At 61.5% G+C, this 18,704-nt stretch carries 17 protein-coding genes; 3 read left to right on the forward strand and 14 right to left on the reverse strand.

All coding sequences use genetic code 11. The features are described 5' to 3' along the window. The first annotated feature begins 10 nt into the window (after window positions 1–10). Entirely contained in the window at window positions 11–832 is an 822-nt protein-coding gene (locus tag GM655_RS21270) for a class I SAM-dependent methyltransferase (protein WP_155436673.1), read from the forward strand. Window positions 833–893: 61 nt separating this feature from the next. Here GM655_RS21270 and GM655_RS21275 read toward each other — a convergent pair whose 3' ends face one another. The 11 genes from GM655_RS21275 to GM655_RS23265 are packed head-to-tail and all read right to left on the reverse strand — an operon-like array spanning window position 894 to window position 11,547. Further along, on the reverse strand, window positions 894–1,424 hold the full coding sequence (locus GM655_RS21275) for a chemotaxis protein CheW (protein WP_155436674.1): 531 nt from the start codon (window positions 1,422–1,424) through the stop codon (window positions 894–896). An 11-nt stretch (window positions 1,425–1,435) separates the two neighbouring features. Further along, a complete protein-coding gene (locus GM655_RS21280; protein WP_155436675.1) occupies window positions 1,436–3,115 on the reverse strand; it encodes a methyl-accepting chemotaxis protein in 1,680 nt (559 codons plus the stop codon). 38 nt (window positions 3,116–3,153) lie between these two features. Continuing rightward, window positions 3,154–4,428, reverse strand: a complete 1,275-nt coding sequence (locus tag GM655_RS21285; RefSeq protein ID WP_155436676.1) for an EAL domain-containing response regulator — start codon at window positions 4,426–4,428, stop codon at window positions 3,154–3,156. 11 nt (window positions 4,429–4,439) lie between these two features. Next, a complete protein-coding gene (locus tag GM655_RS21290; RefSeq protein ID WP_155436677.1) occupies window positions 4,440–5,513 on the reverse strand; it encodes a protein-glutamate methylesterase/protein-glutamine glutaminase in 1,074 nt (357 codons plus the stop codon). Further along, complete coding sequence (locus tag GM655_RS21295) at window positions 5,510–6,037, reverse strand: chemotaxis protein CheD (RefSeq protein ID WP_155436678.1); 528 nt, start codon at window positions 6,035–6,037, stop codon at window positions 5,510–5,512. Before GM655_RS21295 ends, GM655_RS21290 begins: the two co-directional genes overlap by 4 nt. Next, window positions 6,034–6,840 carry a CheR family methyltransferase gene (locus GM655_RS21300; protein ID WP_155436679.1) on the reverse strand — a complete coding sequence of 269 codons (807 nt, stop codon included), beginning with the start codon at window positions 6,838–6,840 and terminating at the stop codon, window positions 6,034–6,036. The genes GM655_RS21295 and GM655_RS21300 overlap by 4 nt, the downstream gene beginning before the upstream one ends. A 12-nt stretch (window positions 6,841–6,852) precedes the next feature. After that, on the reverse strand, window positions 6,853–7,434 hold the full coding sequence (locus GM655_RS21305) for a chemotaxis protein CheW (protein ID WP_155436680.1): 582 nt from the start codon (window positions 7,432–7,434) through the stop codon (window positions 6,853–6,855). Between the two features lie 16 nt (window positions 7,435–7,450). Continuing rightward, on the reverse strand, window positions 7,451–9,613 hold the full coding sequence (locus GM655_RS21310) for a chemotaxis protein CheA (RefSeq protein WP_155436681.1): 2,163 nt from the start codon (window positions 9,611–9,613) through the stop codon (window positions 7,451–7,453). A gap of 45 nt (window positions 9,614–9,658) precedes the next feature. Further along, on the reverse strand, window positions 9,659–9,973 hold the full coding sequence (locus GM655_RS21315) for an STAS domain-containing protein (RefSeq protein ID WP_155436682.1): 315 nt from the start codon (window positions 9,971–9,973) through the stop codon (window positions 9,659–9,661). 15 nt (window positions 9,974–9,988) lie between these two features. After that, a complete protein-coding gene (locus GM655_RS21320) occupies window positions 9,989–10,357 on the reverse strand; it encodes a response regulator (RefSeq protein ID WP_155436683.1) in 369 nt (122 codons plus the stop codon). Between the two features lie 23 nt (window positions 10,358–10,380). Continuing rightward, the gene (locus GM655_RS23265; protein WP_155436684.1) at window positions 10,381–11,547 is read right to left on the reverse strand and encodes a methyl-accepting chemotaxis protein; all 1,167 of its coding nucleotides are present in this window, start codon (window positions 11,545–11,547) and stop codon (window positions 10,381–10,383) included. A gap of 443 nt (window positions 11,548–11,990) precedes the next feature. Between GM655_RS23265 and GM655_RS21330 the strand changes: the two genes are divergently transcribed. After that, on the forward strand, window positions 11,991–12,611 hold the full coding sequence (locus GM655_RS21330; RefSeq protein WP_229632686.1) for a Crp/Fnr family transcriptional regulator: 621 nt from the start codon (window positions 11,991–11,993) through the stop codon (window positions 12,609–12,611). Between the two features lie 115 nt (window positions 12,612–12,726). On the opposite strand, the gene panD is transcribed toward GM655_RS21330, so the two are convergent. Then, window positions 12,727–13,086 (reverse strand): aspartate 1-decarboxylase, encoded by a 360-nt coding sequence (panD, locus tag GM655_RS21335; protein WP_155436685.1) that lies wholly within the window; start codon window positions 13,084–13,086, stop codon window positions 12,727–12,729. 329 nt (window positions 13,087–13,415) lie between these two features. On the opposite strand from panD, the gene GM655_RS21340 reads away from it, so the two are divergent. Beyond that, a complete protein-coding gene (locus tag GM655_RS21340; protein ID WP_155436686.1) occupies window positions 13,416–15,152 on the forward strand; it encodes a GGDEF domain-containing protein in 1,737 nt (578 codons plus the stop codon). Window position 15,153: 1 nt separating this feature from the next. Here GM655_RS21340 and GM655_RS21345 read toward each other — a convergent pair whose 3' ends face one another. After that, window positions 15,154–16,788, reverse strand: coding sequence for a serine hydrolase (locus GM655_RS21345; RefSeq protein ID WP_229632687.1), 1,635 nt, complete (start codon window positions 16,786–16,788; stop codon window positions 15,154–15,156). Continuing rightward, window positions 16,785–18,641, reverse strand: coding sequence for a M1 family metallopeptidase (locus GM655_RS21350; protein ID WP_155436687.1), 1,857 nt, complete (start codon window positions 18,639–18,641; stop codon window positions 16,785–16,787). Before GM655_RS21350 ends, GM655_RS21345 begins: the two co-directional genes overlap by 4 nt. Between the last annotated feature and the right edge of the window lie 63 nt (window positions 18,642–18,704).

Below are 18,704 nucleotides of genomic sequence, written 5' to 3' on the forward strand. Positions count from 1 at the left end.
GAGACTTCGCATGAAACGTTCCATCCTGTCGGCACTGGCAAGCACGCTGCTGTTCTGCGCTGCCACCGGTGCCACCGCTGCAGAAGACGCGGCACTCAAGGCGGCCATCGCCGCACCATCGCGCACGCCGGAAAACGTCGCACGCGACGTCTACCGCCACCCGTATGAAACGCTGAACTTCTTGGGCATCCAGCCCGGCATGACGGTGGTGGAACTGGCTCCGGGCGGCGGCTGGTACACGGAGATACTGGCACCGTATCTGCGCGAGCGCGGCAAGCTGATTGCAGCCGGCTCTGATCTGGCAGCACCCGGCGAAGCCGAGCGCAAATCGGCCGAGCGCTTTCTGGCCCGTCTGAACACCAAGCCCGAGGTGTACAACAAGGTCGCGCTGGGCGTGTTCGTTCCGTCGCGCGGCGCGTACGCATTTGCACCGGCTGGCAGCGTGGACATGGTGCTGACCTTCCGTAACATCCACAACTGGATGCCGACCGGCCCCGATAATCTGAAAGTACTGTTCGGCAGCGTCTACACCAGCCTGAAAAAAGGCGGCGTGTTCGGCATCGTCGAGCACCGTCTGCCCGACAGCAAAGTGCAGGATGCGTCGGCCAGCAGCGGCTATATGCACGAGAAGTATGTGATCGGTCTGGCCGAAGCAGCGGGCTTCAAGCTGGCCGCCAAGTCGGAAGTCAACGCCAACCCGAAAGATACGGCCGACCACAAAGGCGGCGTATGGGCGCTGCCGCCGACCTATACCAACAAGGATGAGGACCGCGCCAAGTATCAGGCCATAGGCGAAAGCGACCGCATGACCCTGAAGTTCGTCAAACCTTAAAACGGCCAACGGGCGGCACTGACGGCCTATGCCGCCAGTCCGCCTGCGCGCAGGGTTTCCGTCAGTCGGCCGTTGCCTGCGCCCCGGCTCCGCGGCTCATCAGCGCGGCAAGATCGCTGCCCGAGACCACGCTCTGCACATTCAGCAGCAGCACGAAACGTCCCTGCACTTTGCCTATGCCTTGCAGCATTTCAGCGCGTACCTGCGCACCGAAAGTGGGCGGCGCTTCGATATCGGCTGCATCAATATCGAGCACGGCATTCACGGCATCGACCAAGATACCGATCACAAACGGCCCTTCCGCGCTATCCACTTCCACCACGATGATGCAGGTGCGTTTGCTGATGGCACCAGGTTCGCGTTCCAGCCGGCGCGCCAGATCTAGCACCGGCACGGCGGTGCCGCGCAGATTGATCACGCCGCTGATACAGGACGGCATCTGCGGCACCGGCGTCACGCCCAGATACTCGAGTATCTCGCGCACGGCCAGGATGCCGATGGCGAACATCTCCCGTCCCAGCATGAAACTCAGGTATTGGGCCGAGCCGGCCGCCACTGCGGGCTGCGCCGGCGCTAGCGTCAGGCTGCTCATGGCGGCCCCGCTCAGAACTTGACGAAGTGCGACTCGTCAGGCTCGCTCATTTCTGCCATGCGCCGGTTGCTGCCCATGCCGCCGCTGCGGGCCGAAGGCTTGCCGGGACGGTGCACCATGGCTGGCCGTACGCTGCGCGTGCCACCGGCCAGCTTGAAGAAGGACATGGTCTGCTGCAGTTGCTCGGCCTGCGAACTCATTTCCTCGGCCGTCGCCGCCAGTTCTTCCGAGCTTGAGGCATTCTGCTGGGTGGTCTGGCTGAGCTGCGTCACAGCCGAATTTATCTGCCCCACACCGGCCGACTGCTCTTCCGAAGCGGCCGTGATTTCCTGTACCAGATTCGATGTACGGCGAATATTCGGCACCATTTCATCGAGCAGACGGCCCGCCTTCTCGGCCAGTTCCACGCTGCTCGATGCCACCTGCTCGATTTCCTGCGCCGCCACCTGGCTGCGTTCGGCCAGCTTGCGCACTTCCGCCGCCACCACGGCAAAGCCTTTGCCATGCTCGCCCGCGCGCGCGGCCTCGATGGCCGCATTCAGCGCCAGCAGATTGGTCTGGTAAGCGATATCGTCGATGATGCTGATTTTCTTGGCGATCTGCTGCATCGCAGCCACGGTGGACTTCACGGCCTCGCCGCCTTCAGCCGCTTCCAGCGCGGCCTTGCTGGCGATGCCGTCGGTGACGCGGGCATTCTCCGTATTCTGCGAAATCGATGCCGTCATCTGCTCGACCGAAGCACTGGTCTCTTCCGTGCCGGCAGCCTGCTCGCTGGCTGCCTGCGACAGCGACTGGGCCGTGGCGCTGACTTCCTCGGAAGCACTGGCCAGCGCTTCCGCGCCGTTATTGACTTCATTGACCACGTGCGACAGCTTCTCGATCATGCCTCTCATCGCCGCCAGCAAGCTGGTGGTGTCGCCATTTTTGAGCTCCACATCGGCGCTCAGGTCGCCGTCCGCCACCTGTCGCACAATCTCGGCCGCATACGCGGGATCACCACCGAGCTGCTTCATGATGCCGTTCAGGATCAATATGCCCACCAGCACCAGCAAGGCCAGCGAAATGCCACTCGCAACATACATGAGATTGCGGGCCCGCTCAGATGCTAGCTCGGCATTTTTGACCGCATTTTCGCCATACCCCACGTTGAGCGCCACCAGTTTGTCCAGACTTTCTGAGGCAGCATGGAAGAACGGGCGATTCTCGGCCAGCGTCTTGTGCAGCTGTTCGAACATCTCCTTACGTTTGGCCGGTTCGCTACGCACGATCTGTGCTGCCAGCTCATTGACGATGGTATCGCGCGCTTTCCAGGCTTCCCACTGCTTGACGAATACATCCCAGACCTTGGCTTCTTCCGGCTCCTGCGGCAGAGCATCGTAGGCCTTCCAGGCCTTGTCGATTTCGGCGTAGATCTCCTGCTTGCGCTTGGTCTCATGCGTAAGCGACGCGACTTCCTCAGGATACAGCGCAGTGGAATCCATCGCGCGGCTAGAGGAACGAAGGGCGGTCTTGCCCTCGTTAATCACCTGCAGTGCTTTCACCGACGGCATGCGGTTCTTGCCTATTTCATCGAGCATGACGGCATCCTGCTTCAGGCCATTAAATGCGATTAGTACTACCACCATCAGTGCCAGCACGGCGATCGTCAGTAGCGCGATCAATTTCGTCCGAACCGTTAAAGTCGAAAACATAGTGATTCCCCTCAGAGTTGAAACCGATTGATTTTTTTCTACCTCTGTTCCGCCAGCGCTTTCAAACGGCGCCGGTCATGCTTGATCCACCCCACCAGATCCTGCGCCGGCATCGGTCTGGCCAGCAGATATCCCTGCGCCATATCGCATCCCAGCTTGCCCAACAACTGCCAGTCTTCCATTAACTCCACGCCTTCAGCCACAGTGGCCACGTTCAGGCTGCGTGCCAGATCCAGCGCGCCTTTCAGCACGCCTAGCCGGTTGGGCCACTGTGCCGCACCATTGACGAAGGCACGGTCGATTTTCAGTTCCGTGAACGGACAGCGGGCAAACTGCTGCATGGACGAATAGCCGATGCCGAAATCGTCCATCGCCAGCCCGTAGCCCATCAGGCGCAAGCGTCCCATATTGGTCAGCGCCTGCGACAACTGGCGCATCACCGCCGTCTCCGTCACCTCCCACACCAGCGAGGAAGTGGGCACGCCGGAGGCTTCCACCAGCTCCGTCATGCGGTCGATAAAGCTGCGCTCGGCCAGATTGTCGGCCGACAGATTGATCGCCACCGTCAGCGGCGGCAAGCCTGCATGCTTCCATTCCGTCAGCCGTTCCAGCACCTGCTCCACGATCAGCAGCGTGAAGTCGGCCATCAGCGGCGTGCCTTCCAGTGCTTCGATAAAGTGCAGCGGCGCCAGCACGCCGCGTTCGGGATGCTGCCAGCGCGCCAGCGCTTCCAGGCCACGCAGATGGCCATTGGCGATGGCGATCTTGGGCTGAAAATAGGGCACGAACTGTTTCTGCGCTATCGCCGCTTTCAGCACATCGATGCAAGGCCGGTCCGGCTGGGCACAAGCCGTACGCGGCTCGGCCTTGTTGCCGGCGCGCGCCAGCAGCATACCCAGCGCATCGAGCTGCACGGGTTTGAGCAGAGTGCCCAGCAGGTCGATATGGCCTTCCTCGAAGCTCATGCTTTCGATGATTTCCAGCAGCCGGGGATCGCGCGCGCTGACCACGATCAGATGACGGGCCAGACAGCGCTCGCGCAACTGGCAGGTCAGCTCGATGCCATCCATGCCCGGCATTTCCAGATCCGTCAGCACCAGAAAAGTGCCGAACTCGCCAAAGCGCTCCAGCACCTGCAAGGCTTCGTTGCCATCGCCCGCTTCCAGAATTTCGCCGAATTCGAGCTGGCGCAACAGCCCGGCCAGATAGCCGCGCTGCACCGTGCTGTCCTCCACCACCAGCACGCGCTGGCCCGCCCACGCCCGTGCCGGCGGCGGGTTTTCCAGTGCAGCGGTGTTGGTGGTCTGGTTCATCAAGAATCCCATCAATACGACAGTTGCTGCAGAATTTCACGGTAGATCAGATTGAGCGGCATCGACTTCTCCACTGCCCCGCGCTTGACGGCTTCCTTGGGCATGCCATACACCACGCAGCTCGCTTCATCCTGCGCCACCGTGCGCGCACCGGCCTTGAGCATTTCCAGCAGCCCCGCCGCGCCATCGTCGCCCATGCCCGTCATGATCACCCCCAGCGCATTGGCGCCGGCCGCACGCGCTGCTGAACGGAACAGCACATCCACCGAAGGCCGGTGGCGGTTCACCAGCGGCCCGTCCACCACTTCGACAAAATACTGCGCACCCGTACGGCGCAGCAGCATATGCTTGCCGCCCGGTGCGATCAGCACTTGCCCCTGCAGCACGCGGTCGTTATTCGCCGCTTCCTTGACCCGCACCTGGCACACGCTATCGAGCCGCGCTGCGAACGCTGCGGTGAATTTCTCCGGCATGTGCTGCACCACCACGATGCCGGGCGCCACCCGTGGCAGTGCGGTCAGCACTTCTTCCAGCGCCTGCGTGCCGCCCGTCGAGGTGCCGATTGCCACCACCCGCTCGGTGGTGGTGGTCATCGGGCGGCTATCGAGCGGCGGCAGCACCGCATCGGCATTCAGCTTGGCCGTGACGGGTGGTGGTGCAGGACGGTTGATCAGCTTACCCACACGCGCACCGGCCGCTGCACGCACGGCCGAAATCAGTTCATCGGCACTGTCATGCAGGAACTGCTTGAGGTCCAGCCGCGGCTTGGTGATGATGGCCACCGCACCGGCGCTGAGCGCTTCCATCGACGTCTGCGCACCTTTTTCCGTCAGGGTGGAACAGATCACCACCGGCGTGGGACGCTCGGCCATAATCTTGCGCAGGAAGGTAATCCCATCCATTTTGGGCATTTCCACATCGAGCACGATCACATCGGGCCACTGCACTTTCATGCGGTCGATGGCCAGCAGCGGATTGGCCACCGCATAGCTGACATGGATGCCGGGTGCGTCGTTCAGCAGGCCGCTCAGCACCTGCCGCACCACGGCCGAATCATCCACGATCATCACATTGATTCCACTCATAGCCGTCCTTTTTTCATCTGCTTGCCGCCCACCAGCGCCAGCTCCGGCGCCACCTGCCGGCTCAGCACTTCGCCCGTGCGGATGGTGAATATCAGCTGCCGGTGGCCGACGCCGAACAGGCTTTCCGACACCAGCGGTATGCCGTGTTCGCGCAGGCAGTCGCGCGCAAAATCACCGTTCTGGGCGCCGATGTCGGGCGCGTTGCTATTCCCGGGGAACATGGCGCCGCCACCAAAAATCTTGCCCTGGCACTGGATCAGTGGCACGCCATGCTGGGCCAGCCCGTCACACATCAGCTCCATCGCATCGGCGCCGTAGATACCGGGCTGGCTATGGATACGGCGACGGCCGTAGCCGGGCAACTGGAAGTGCGACATGGCGCCGATACGCAGCAACGGATGCCACAGCGTGACGGAAACGCAGGATCCCAGCAAAGTGCGTACGCGATATTGTTCATCGCCGACGAACACATCGCCGGGCATCAGAAAAATATCGATCACTTTGGTATCGGGCATGGTATTCATGGCTTGCGATAAATGGACGGGGCCACCGCCTGCAGCGTGTCATTGATATCGTTCAGCGTTTCCGAATGGCCGATCAGCAGATAGCCGCCTGGGCGCAGGTGCGTGAGCAGGCGTGCCACCAGTTGCCGCTTGGTCTCCAGATTAAAATAGATCATCACATTGCGCAGGAAGATCACATCGAAGCTGCCCAGCTTGGGCAAGTGCTGGTTCAGGTTCAGATGCATGAACTGCACGCGCTGGCGCAAGGTCTTTTCCACCAGCATGGTGCCGGCTTCCTTGCCCTGCCCTTTCAGGCAGAAGCGGCGCAGCAGGTCGAGCGGGATGCCGCTGGCCCGCTCCATCGAATAGTGGCCAAGGCGAGCCCGCTCCAGCACGCGCGTGCTGATGTCCGTGCCCAGCACTTCCCATGCGCCGTCGCCCAGCACATCGGCCAATACCATGGCGATGCTGTACGGTTCCTCGCCGGTGGAACTGGCGGCACTCCAGACCCGCATGCCGCGCCGCGCTGCACGCGCCTGTTCGGCCAGTTCACGCAGCAGGGCAAAGTGCTTGGGTTCGCGGAAAAAATACGTCTCGTTGGTGGTCAGCAGATCGACGGCGATCTGCAGTTCGCGGCTATGGTCGCGGTTCTCCAGCATGCGCAGATAGTCGCCATAACTGTTCAGTTGGTGGTGCGCCAGCCGCTTGGCCAGTCGGCCGCTGACCAGTGCCTGTTTGCCATCGGCCATGGATATCCCCGCCGCATCGTAGATGAAGCGCTGGAACTGCGAGAACTCCTTGTCGGACAAGGCCACCACTGTCATAGATGCCGCTCCTCAGGACAAATGCGTGCTGACACTGCCACGTGTCAGCTCGATGATTTCTTCGCTCGACAGCACATGTTCGATATCGAGCAGGATCACGAACTTGCCGTTGTACTTGCCGATGCCGGCGATGAAATCGGGCCGGATGCGGGTACCGAAGCTAGGCGCCGGCTCGATGTCGCCGGCGGCGATTTCCACCACCGCGTTGACGGCATCGACCAGCATGCCCAGCACCTGCTTGTCTTCATCTTCGCCGCCTGCCACTTCGACAATGACGATGCAGCTACGCTTGCCGATCACGCTGGGTGCGCGGCCGAAACGGGCCGACAGGTCCAGTACGGGCACTACTGCGCCGCGCAGATTGATCACGCCGCGTACGCACGGCGGCATCATGGGTACGGTGGCCAGGCTGCCGTATTCGATGATTTCCTTGATGTGCAGGATGCCCACAGCGTACTGCTCGTCGGCCAGCATAAAGGTCAGGAACTGGCTGGGCAGGGCTGCGCCGGACTGCAGCGCGACGATGGCACTGCTGCCATAGGTGATCGCCTGCGGGGCCAGATCGGGAGCAGCGGGAGTCGCAACGATATTCATGGTTTCCTTTCCGGTGTCAGGCGGCCAGTATCGCCGTGCCCTTGCCGCTAACGGACTGCATCAGTGCCGCCACATCGAGTATCAGCGCCACTTCGCCGCTACCCAGTATGGTCGAGCCGCTGATGCAGCGCACTTCGCTAAATAGCGGGCTGAGTGGCTTGATCACCGTCTGGAACTCGCCCAGCAGGGTATCGACCACCAGGCCGGCGCGCTGGTTGCCCAGTTTGAGCACCACGATGCTTTCGCGCCGCGTCGCGGCGCCGCCCAGGCGGAACAGCTCGCGCAGCCGCACGAAGGGCAGCACCTGCCCGCGCAGATTGCAGTAATCCTGCCCCGGCTCGGTGGCGTATTCGATGCACTCTTCTATCATGTCGAGCGGGATCACGAACACCGAGCTGCCCACCTGTACCAGGAAGCCATCGATGATGGCCAGCGTAAGCGGCAAACGTACGGTCACGGTGGTGCCCTGGCCTTCTTCGCTGCTGATATCGACACTGCCGCGCAGGGCCTGGATATTGCGCTTGACCACATCCATGCCGACCCCGCGGCCAGACAGGTTGGTGATCTTTTCCGCCGTCGAGAAACCCGCTTCGAAAATCAGGTTGTAGATTTCGCTGTCCGACAGCTTGCGCTCGGGATCGATCAGGCCCCGCTCTATGGCCTTGGCCAGTATTCTGTCCTTGCGCAGGCCGCCGCCATCATCACTGACCTGGATCACGATGCTGCCTGATTCATGAAAGGCATTCAGCTTGATCATGCCCTTGGCCGGTTTGCCATTGGCCAGCCGCTGGCCGGCCGCTTCGATGCCGTGGTCCATCGCATTGCGCACCAGATGCAGCAGCGGATCGCCGATTTTTTCCACCACGGTCTTGTCGAGTTCCGTGTCTTCGCCATCGACGATCAGGCCGATATCCTTGCCCAGTTCGCGCGCCACATCATGCACCACGCGCTGGAAGCGGTTGAAGGTGGCGCCTATCTTCACCATGCGCAGTTCCAGCGCAGCGTCACGCACTTCCTCGACCAGCCCCGATAAGGCTGAAGTGCATTCCTGCAGTTCGCTGTTCTGCAAATGCTGGCCCACCATGCTGGTGCGGGCACCGGCAATAATCAGTTCGCCCACCAGATCAATCAGCCTGTCGAGCTTGTCGGAATCGACGCGTATCGAACGGCTCTCCTGCGCCTTCTGTTCGCTCACCTGGCGCTGCTTGGCCAGTGCCGCTTCCACCACCACGGGCGGCACGTTGCCACCGTCCACCAGTATGCTGCCCAGTTGCTGCGGCGCTTCCGCCTCGCTGCGTTCCGATTGCTGCTGCAGGGCGCCGGCCAGTTCCTGCGCCGTCACGCTGCCGCAGCGCACCAGTATTTCGCCCAGCCGCGCGCCCTGCTCGGGCAAGGCGCGGATCAGATCGACGTAATGCGACACCTTGCTGTGCGGCGGGATGATGCGGATCTCGGCATCATCCTGCACGAACTCGAACACGCCGGCGATGGCTTCGCGGTCGGCATTGCTGTCGAAAGCGATTTCAAAACCGAGGTAACACAGCTCGGCATCCATTTCATCGGCGGGCGGCATGGCATCGGGCACGGTGGCGATGCCGACGATGCGTCCGAGCTTGGTCAGATAGCGCAGGAAGGCTATCGGGTCCATGCCGTTCTGCAGCACCTCGCGCCCGAAACGCAGCGAGATATGCCAGTAATCGCTATGACCAGGCTCCTGATCGATGCGCTCTACGCCCGGCTCGGCCGGCAGCACCAACGCTGCTTCGCCCGCGCCTTCGGCCGTTTCACCGTCCATATGGCGGCGCAACTGGGCCAGCAGCATTTCGCCTTGCGGTGCCATATCGGGATCGGCATCGAGGCGGCCCGCCGCCAGCGCATCCGTCAGCTCGGACAGATAATCGCAGCAGGACAGCAGCAGCACGATCATTTCGTCATTGAGGGCCACCGTGCCATCGCGCACGCCGTCCAGCAGGCTTTCCACTACATGGGTAAAGGCGACGATGTGATCGAGGCTGAACAGACCGGCGGAACCCTTGATGGTGTGGGCGGCGCGGAAGATCGCATTGATCGCCTCATTCTGATCGCCGGCCAGATCGACGTTGAGCAGCGCGTTCTCCATTTCCTCCAGCAGCTCGCGACTCTCGGTGATAAACGTCTGTAGTGCTTCATCCAGATTCATGGCATGCCCTCAGAACAGATGGAACGTGGGATCAGTCGTAATGCGTCAAGCGTGTATCAGTAATGCGTCACCAAAAAATGCGCCCAGATCGAGCAACTGGAACACTTCCACCACGGGCTGGCTATGCTGCACCAGCCGCAGTTCGCGCTGCTCGGCCTGCGCGGTCTGCTTGGCCAGCATCAGCACTTGCAGGCCGGCCGTATCGAGTTCCGTCACGCCGGCCAGATCCAGCTCCAGCACGGGGCTCGCGCGCAGCGCCGCCAGCACCTGCTGCCTGACTTCGGCCGCATGGTAGATAGTCAGCTCACCCTCGAGGGCCAGATGGCCTACGTTATCCTGCGCAGTTGGCGTCGCGGACATGGCAGCCTCCCCGGCTTAAGGCAGGACCAGCTTGGCCACGGCACCCAGCAGCACTTCCGGCTTGAAGGGCTTGACCACCCAGGCCTTGGCGCCCGCTGCCTTGCCTTCTTCCTTCTTGCTCTCCTGCGATTCCGTGGTCAGCATGATGACCGGCGTGAAGCGGTAGCTGGGCAGCGCCTTGAACTCGCGTACAAACGTAATCCCATCCATATTGGGCATGTTCACATCGCACACCACCAGATGGATTTTCTGGCCCGTGCACTTGGACAGGGCATCGGCGCCATCCCGTCCTTCGATCACGTCATAGCCTGCGCCTTTGAGAGCGATGCCTACCACCTGCCGCAGCGAGGCGGAATCGTCCACCACCATAATTGTCTTTGCCATAGTCTTTCTACTCCGGTTACGAATCAGAAGAAGGTGATTTCATCCGCGGCGGCAGCGGCCGGCGTGGCACGGCTGGAGCCGCTATGCACGGCGTGTTCTTCAGCCATGGCATAGGTTTTCTGGAGTTCGCGCAGCAGCGGCTGGGCATCCATGGGCTCCAGTATCTGTGCCGCGTGATAGCGGTCGCTGTGCTCGCGCAGCAGCGCAGGCAGGCGGGTGATGTTTTCCTGTACGTGGGCCAGCACCTGGCTCACGCGGTCCTGGAACTGTAGTTGCACCAGCGCTTCGCCCACTTCGCCCTGTATGCCCACGCTCTCCTGCTTGAGCTGTTCGGAGGAGGCCACCAGTGCATCGGTCATGCTGCGGAAATCGTGCAGCACGCTCTCTATCATGGCTTCGGCCGATTGCATGGAACTGTTTTCCTGTGCCGCCGTGCGGTCGGCCGCTTCACTGGCGGCGAGAATGGCGCTGCTGATCAGGCCCACGCGGTTGGCGATGTTCTTGCCCGTCTCGGCCGAACGGCTGGACAAGTGGCGCACTTCCTGCGCCACCACGGCGAAACCACGCCCGGCCGGACCGGCACGCGCTGCTTCGATGGCGGCATTCAGCGCCAGCAGATTGGTCTGGGCGGCGATGCTGGCCACGCCTTCGGCCATGTCGCGCAGCTCGCGCGTAAAGCGTTCCAGATCCTTGATCTGCGCCAGCATGGCCTGTTTCGATTCAAAGGCTGATTTCATCGAGCCGACCACGGAGCCTAACTGGGCTTCGCTGCGGCTGAATATCTCCGTCATGCCCTGGCCATCACGCCCGCTGTCGTGGCTGGAGACGTGCACCGCCGTATCGAGCCGGTCGACGATGTTGGAAAAACGCGTGGCCAGATCGGACACGGCTTCCTCCATCTGGTTGCGGGAATTTTCGATATGCCGGCACCAGACCGGCAGCACGGCATCACTGAACTGCTCGCGCGATTGCAGGTACTGCTCGACACTGGCAGAGGCGCCACTGGCACCGCCACCGCCCGCCTGCTGACGCAGCACGCTCCACACAGCCAGCGCCATCAGCACGGCGCCCCACAATACGGTGTACCAGCCCCAGCGGGACCAGCCCGCCACGATGGTTCCGGCGGCGCCCGCACCGGCCAGTCCCAGTGGGATCACAACTCTGCTATCGAAACCCGTATTTGTGCTCATTACTCGCGTCCCCGAGGTTGGCTACAGCTTCTTTTTACAGCGTTTTTCTTGCGACACCTGTTGTACAAATGTATCCCAGAAACTATTTCCGCGCCACAAAGTCACTGGCAAAACAATGGCCACTGGCAGTTAAACAACAGCCTGTAATTTCATACTTAAAATGCAATATGATGTAGTCGGAGTACAGCTTCTACCGGCCAGAGAGTAGCTTGTTGCAAGTTTGCAACTGTTTTTGACAAGCTTGTCCGATTTAACTTCATTTAGCCGGGTTTTACCTATGAGAATGGGACGTTTGGCCGGCGTTCAACTAGTTTAAATCTGAAGTATCTCTCTAATTTTAATTCCGAAATACAATGAAAATTGCGCTACAGACCGTAAAAAAGGTTTACACTTTCGGCTCCCATGATAGGCCGCTTCGCGCGCCGGAATAAAACGACATCAAAATGAGCCAGGCATTCATCGACCACCGCGCGAAATACCGTGACATCACCTCTCAGCGTTATAAAGTTACACCCGCTATGTATGATGAGGTTACGGTTTTGCTGGCGCCACTGGCTACGCCCGTCAGTTTCCGTAAAGGCGAATTCCTGCAGCGCATAGGCACGATCGCCCAGAATCTGTACTGGCTGCACAGCGGCGTGGCGCGCACTGGTTTTATCACGGAAGCGGGCACCGAAGTCACGCTGCACTTCGTCACCGATGGCGAACCAGCCGCTTCGCATGACGATCTGCTGCGCGCGCGCGATGGTCTGCCGGCCCAGCATTTCGTGGTGGCGGAAACGGCAGTGCATGGTTTCAAGCTGGACTGGGCCGCCTACACGGCCATGCGCGAAACCAATAGCATGCTGCGCGACTACTATCTGAAAGTCTCCGAGTGCAGCATCATGGAACAGGCACGCCGCATGTGCATCAATGCTTCGCCGGCACAGGGTCGGCTGGCAGCGTTCCGGCGCGAATATCCGGGACTGGAGCAGCGCATTTCGCAGAAAGTCGTGGCATCCTTCCTCGGCATCACGCCACAATACATGTCGCAACTACTGCGCAGCGACGGCATCGACAAATAAGCCGCTCGGCACACGACGCGCACAAAAAAAAACCACGGGGCAGGCGACGATTTCCAAGGAAATCGCGACCTGCCCCGTGGCTATTGAGCGACAGATAACTGTGCTAGTTCGGCGCTTAGGCTTTCATACCCTTGATCTTGTTCTTGTCATCGACGAACACGACCTTCGGTTTGTAATCCTTGGCCTGCTCTTCCGTCATCGGCGCATAGGTGCAGATGATCAGCAGGTCGCCGAGCTGGGCGCGGCGTGCGGCCGCGCCATTGAGCGAAATCTCGCCCGTGCCGCGCAGGCCCGGAATCGCATAGGTGGAGAAACGTTCACCGTTGTTGACATTGTAGAGTTCGATCTTCTCGTTGACCCAGATATCGGCCGCTTCCAGCAGATCCTGATCGATACCGCAGGAACCTTCGTAGTGCAGATCGGCCTGGGTCACCGTCACGCGGTGCAGCTTGGAGCGCAGCATAACTCGTTGCATAGACATCTTCTTCATCCTTCATTTAATAAACTGACAAGCTTTCCATCGTCTACGGCTGCGCCGGACAACGTGAGGCCGACATCCTACCATTAGCTGCGCTTCGCCGCCCGCCCTGGCTCAGCTTTATTGCAGGCTTTGAGCCTATTCGTGGTCCTATTGCCATCCTATTGCACGCTAATTGCGGCTAATTTGCGCGCTACTACCCCATTCAGCGTGGCTGCAGACAGGCCCGTGCGCGCCGATCACGGCAGCGTCAGGCAGATTTACACCTGAAGCAGGCAGTTTGTGGCATATTGCTAACTAGCAAAAAAATATTCAGAAAAGCCACAATGCGACTCACCCGACTATTCACCCTGATCAGCGCCATACTGGCGCTGCTCGTGTGTGGCGTACAGGGCCGTTCGCTGTGGGCTGAATGGCGCCAGTATCAGGCTGCCGAGCAGGGTTTGCAGGCGCTGCAATTAGTGGCCGCATCCATGCGCGCGGCGGAAAAGCTCTCATTCGAACGCGGCCCCAGCAATGCTGTCATGGGCGACGGCCACCCTGCCGCACCCGCCAAGCAAGAACGCCTGCGCACCGCGCGCAACGATACCAACGCCGCGCTGCGCCAACTACAGCAACAACTCAGCCATGGCAACACAGTGCCGGCCAGCCAATTGGCCGGACTGGAACTGGCTTTGCGCGAAGCGCGCCGCCATGTCGACCAGTTGGCGGCCCAACCACCCGCCGGCCGCACGCCGGCCCAGCTCGATGCGGCAGTCGAGCGCATGTATGCTCTGGTGCCGCTGGCCCTCGACGCCGTCACCGAAGCCACGCGCGCGTCCGAGCAAGCCTATCCGCGCATTACCCGCCTGCTGGTCAAAGCACGGCTGGCAGTAGAACTGCGCGAATACGCAGGCCGGCTGGGGTCCACATTGACCGCTCCGCTGGCCACCGCCCAAGCCCTCAGCAGCGCGCAGCAGCAACGCCTGCAATTCCTGCGCGGCCGGCTGGAACAACTACGCCAGCTCATCAAGACTGCCAATAACGATGCCGATCAGGCAGTGCATATCAAAGCGGCCGTGGCGCACATGGATAGCGATTATTTCGACGCCGGCCAGCGCATCATCAGCGCCGTGGAGCAGACCAGCAGCAATGGCGCACGCGATAGCACGGCGCGTCACTACGACATGGACACGGCGCAGTTTGCCCAGCGCTATGTGCCCACCATGGCGCCGATACTGGCGGTACGCGATGCGCTGCTGCAGGAAGCGGAAAATCAGGCGCGGGACGAGTTTGCGCGCGCCCGCCATGAGCTGAGCTGGGCCATGCTGAATGGCGCCGCCATCCTGCTGGTACTGGTCACTCTGCTGGTGATTGTGCGCGTGCGCGTGGTGACGCCGCTGCTGCGCGCCACGCGCGCCGTGGTCCGCCTCGGCAACGGCGATTACACGCCGCCTTCACGCATCAGCCGGCGTCAGGATGAAATCGGCGATATGCTGCGCGCGCTGGCCACTCTGCGCGAAAACAGCATGGAGCGCCAGCGGCTCGAACAAGAGCGTGCGCGCCTGATCGAGGAACTCAAGACGCGTGCAGACACTGACTACCTGACCGGCATCCTGAACCGGCGCGCCTTTGCCACGGCCGGAAATTTGCGCTTGCGCGGTGCGCACGAAAAAGATGAATCGCTGGCCGTAATCCTGTTCGACATCGACCACTTCAAATCCGTCAACGACTGTTACGGCCACGATGCCGGCGATCAGGTGCTGATCCGCATCGCCGAAGTGGTGCGCTCCACCCTGCGCGACGGCGAGATACTGGCGCGCTACGGCGGCGAGGAATTCGTCGTCATGCCTAGCTTCTGCGGGCTGGAAGCTGCCCGTGCGCTCGCCGAACGGCTGCGCGTGGCCATCGAACAGGAGCCGCTCACGCTCAGCGACGGCTACATCCTGCGCGTGACCGCCAGCTTCGGCGTGGCCGTGGCCCATGGCCCCCACGCCGCACTGGACGACCTGTTCCACTCGGCGGATCTAGCCCTGTACCGCGCCAAGAGCCAGGGCCGCAACCGGGTCGAAACCCAGCTCTGATTTACTTGGTCTTGGGCGCTGCCACAGGCGTGAAACTCAGATCGCGGAAATCGAAGCTGAAATCCGTCTCCGTCGAGACGGGCGCCATCTTCATGCGCTCGATGCTGGCGTCCGGATTGAGCGCAAAGCTGACGTAGGCATCGGCGTTGAAGTTGCGCTCTTTCCAGCGCACGATGAAGGTGTCGTGCTGGAAGTGTTCCAGTTCGCCTTCGAGATCGGGCGTGCGGCTAAAGCGCATGATCTGCTTGCGGCCTTCGCGCCGGATACTGACCTTGCCATACCACGCATCTTCATACTCGCCCTCATAGGCTGCCAGCGGCAGCGATGGCGATGACTTGGCAGCGCGCGCTGCGCTCTCCTTGCACTGGCGCTCCAGCTCCTCCTTGTGGGCTGCCGCTTCCTGTTCCGCATACAGCGTAATCCAGTCGCTGGCCGGCACGTTCAGATACTGGTCCAGTATGCGCCAGTACAGCGCCGCCATGGCCGGGCTGTTCTCCGCATTGGTCAGTATGGCGATGCCGAGCTTTTCTTCCGGCACCATCAGCACGGTCGAATAAAAGCCCTGCAGCGCGCCACCATGCATGGCAATCTTGCGGCCCTTGTAATCGCGCAGACTGAAGCCCAGTCCATAGCCGGCGAAATTAGGCTTGGTGGCAGCCAGCGGCGGCTTGGGCGTGCGGATGCGCATAGGCGTCTGCTCGGTCCACAGTTCGCCGATCTGCTTGCTGCTGAGGATCTGGCTGCCGTCTTCCAGCTTGCCCTCGTTGAGCAACATATTCATCCAGCGGGCGATATCACTGGCACTGGTATTGATGCCGACTGCGCCGATGGCATTCTCCACCTGCATGGGTTTGACCACGCTGATCTTGTCGTTGATCTTGCTATGTGGCGCAGAGTAGTTGCTGCCAGCGCGCATGGCATCCACGCTGGTAGTGGTTTCCTGCATGGCCAGCGGGGTGAGGATGCGTTCGCGCACGACCGCGCCCCACGGCTTGCCCGCCTTCTGCGCGATGATTTTTCCGGCCACGATGTAGAGCAGATTGTCGTAGGCGTAGTTGTTGCGGAAGCTGGTGGCCGGCTTCACGTAACGCAGGCGGGCGATGATTTCATCCGTGCTGAAACTGGTGGTGGGCCACCACAGCAGATCGCCCGCACCCAGTCCCAGACCGCTGCGGTGGGTCAGCAGATCGCGCACCGTCATCACGCCCGTCACATACGAGTCGTGCATCTGGAAATCCGGCAGATGCTTGGTCACCGGATCGTCCCATGCCAGCTTGCCGTCATCGACGAGTTGCGCCAGCGCGGCGGCCGTAAAGGCTTTCGAGTTGGAGGCGATTTCAAACAGCGTGTGGCCGTCCACGGGCGTGGCTACTCCCAGCTTGCGCACGCCATAGCCATTGGCTGCCACCACCTTGCCGTCCTTGACGATGGCCACTGCCATGCCCGGCACATCGAAAGTCTTCAGCACGCGCTGCACATCCGCTTCAAGGTCGAAGGCCGGCACCGGTGCCGGCGCACCCGCAGCTTGCTGCAAAGGAGGAGGAGCGACCGCCACCGGCGAGGTAGCCAGCGCGTTCGTGCTCAGTGCCAGCAGCACCAGCGTGGCACCGAGAGTAGGAGTAAATTTCAGCATCATGGTTTCTTGAATAGTTTATCGACCGAGCTTTGCGTCACGGGATGATAGTGCTGGCGCGCCTGCGCGTACAGCGTTTTGGCCCATGCGCGTTCGGCCGGATGGTTCAGCAGCGCCGCATACAGTGGCACCACGAACTTCTGCCGCCCCACGTTGAGCAGGAAGGTCTGCAGCGGTGCGCGCACGTTGTAGCCGGCCTTGATCGACGACAGGTAGAAACGGTAGGCGATTTCATTGTTGCCGCTCTTCGCCAGCCCGAAGCGCTGGTCCAGTTCCTGTAGCTGGCTGGCCGTGGCCTTGCCATCGATATCGTTCAGGAAGTGCATCCATTCAAGTGCAATCCAGCCCTGTGCCGGCAGGTCGGCCGTGGCCAGGGTGCCCTGCAGCCATGCGCTGCGCTGGGTATCGAGCGTGGCCAGCCGTGGTGACGCTTCATGGCGCGCGCTGGCCGGTATGCCGGCGCCATACAGCCACTCGTCCAGCTCTGCTACGCTCATCACTTCGGGATGGGCCGCCAGCAGATGGGTCTTGAGGTAGCTGACAAAGTCTTCCGTGCGCACCGACTGGAACGCATGCTGGTCAAACCAGCCGCGCAGGAAGGCATCGAACACGCTGCGTCCGGCACGCTGCTCGAGCGTGCGCAGCAGCCATGCACCTTTGGGATACACCAGTTCCGTATCCGTGTAGGTGGCCGCAGCCGTATCGGCATCGCGCGTCACCAGCGCCTGTTTGGCGGGCGGGATCGCGGCCAGCGAGGCCATGGCTTCTTCCTGCTCCACCTGCAGATTCATCTGCGCCACTTCTTCACCGTACAGCTTTTCCACCACGCGCGTGGTGACGTAATTGGTAAAGCCTTCGTTCAGCCAGAAGTGCTTCCACGTCGCGTTGGTCACCAGATTGCCGGACCACGAGTGGGCCAGTTCATGGGCGATCAGGTCGACCAGACTGCGGTCGCCTGCGATCATGGTGGGGGTGACAAAAGTCAGGCGCGGGTTCTCCATCCCGCCTATGGGGAAGGATGGCGGCAGCACCAGCATGTCGTAACGCTCCCAGCGATACGGGCCATACAGTTCTTCGGCTGCGCTGATCATCTTTTCCGTATCGGCCAGCTCGTAGGCCGCCGCATCGATACGGGCCGGTTCTGCATAGACCGCGGAACGCGGCCCCAGATTGCGCACTTCGATTTCGCCGATGGCGATCGCCAGCAGATAGGACGGGATAGGCTGCGCCATGCTGAACTTCCAGCCGCCCACGCCATGCGACTGCTGGTCGTTGGCCGCGCTCATCACCACGCGCAAGCCTTCCGGTGCAGCGATGCGGGCGCTATAGGTAAAGCGCACGGCCGGCGTATCCTGCAGCGGTACCCACGAGCGGGCATTGATCGATTCGGACTGGCTGAACATGAGCGGGCGCTTGCCGGACATGGTCTGCTGCGGCGACATCCACTGCAGTGCCGTGGCCGAAGGCGCCGTGCGATAGTAGATGCGCACTTTCTGCGGCTGGAACGGCACGGCAATGCGCAGCGCGCGGCCTTTTTCAGCATCGGGTTTATCCAGCATATAGGAGGCGGCCTGCCAGCGGCCCGAAGGATGCAGCAGCTGCACGCGGGCGATATTCAGTTCGCTGGTATCGAGCACCAGCGAACTGGCCGATTTATCGAGCCAGTTCAGGGTCAGCTCGGCGTAGCCGGACAGGATGTGACGGGAAAAATCGGCTTTCAGGTCCAGATGCAGATCGCTGGTGCGCACCTGATCGTAGCGCGCATAACTGAGCGGATCGGCATGGGCCAGACCGAGCGAGGTACCGGCGGCCAGCAGCAGCGCCGCAAGGGATTTGAGAGTTTTCTTGAGTTGCATGGGGTTCATCCTAAGTGACCGGAGCGCGCAGCAGAATAGCACAGCCCCATGTTAAGATGCGCC

Source organism: Pseudoduganella danionis (genome assembly GCF_009720775.1).
Taxonomy (GTDB): domain Bacteria; phylum Pseudomonadota; class Gammaproteobacteria; order Burkholderiales; family Burkholderiaceae_D; genus Rugamonas; species Rugamonas danionis.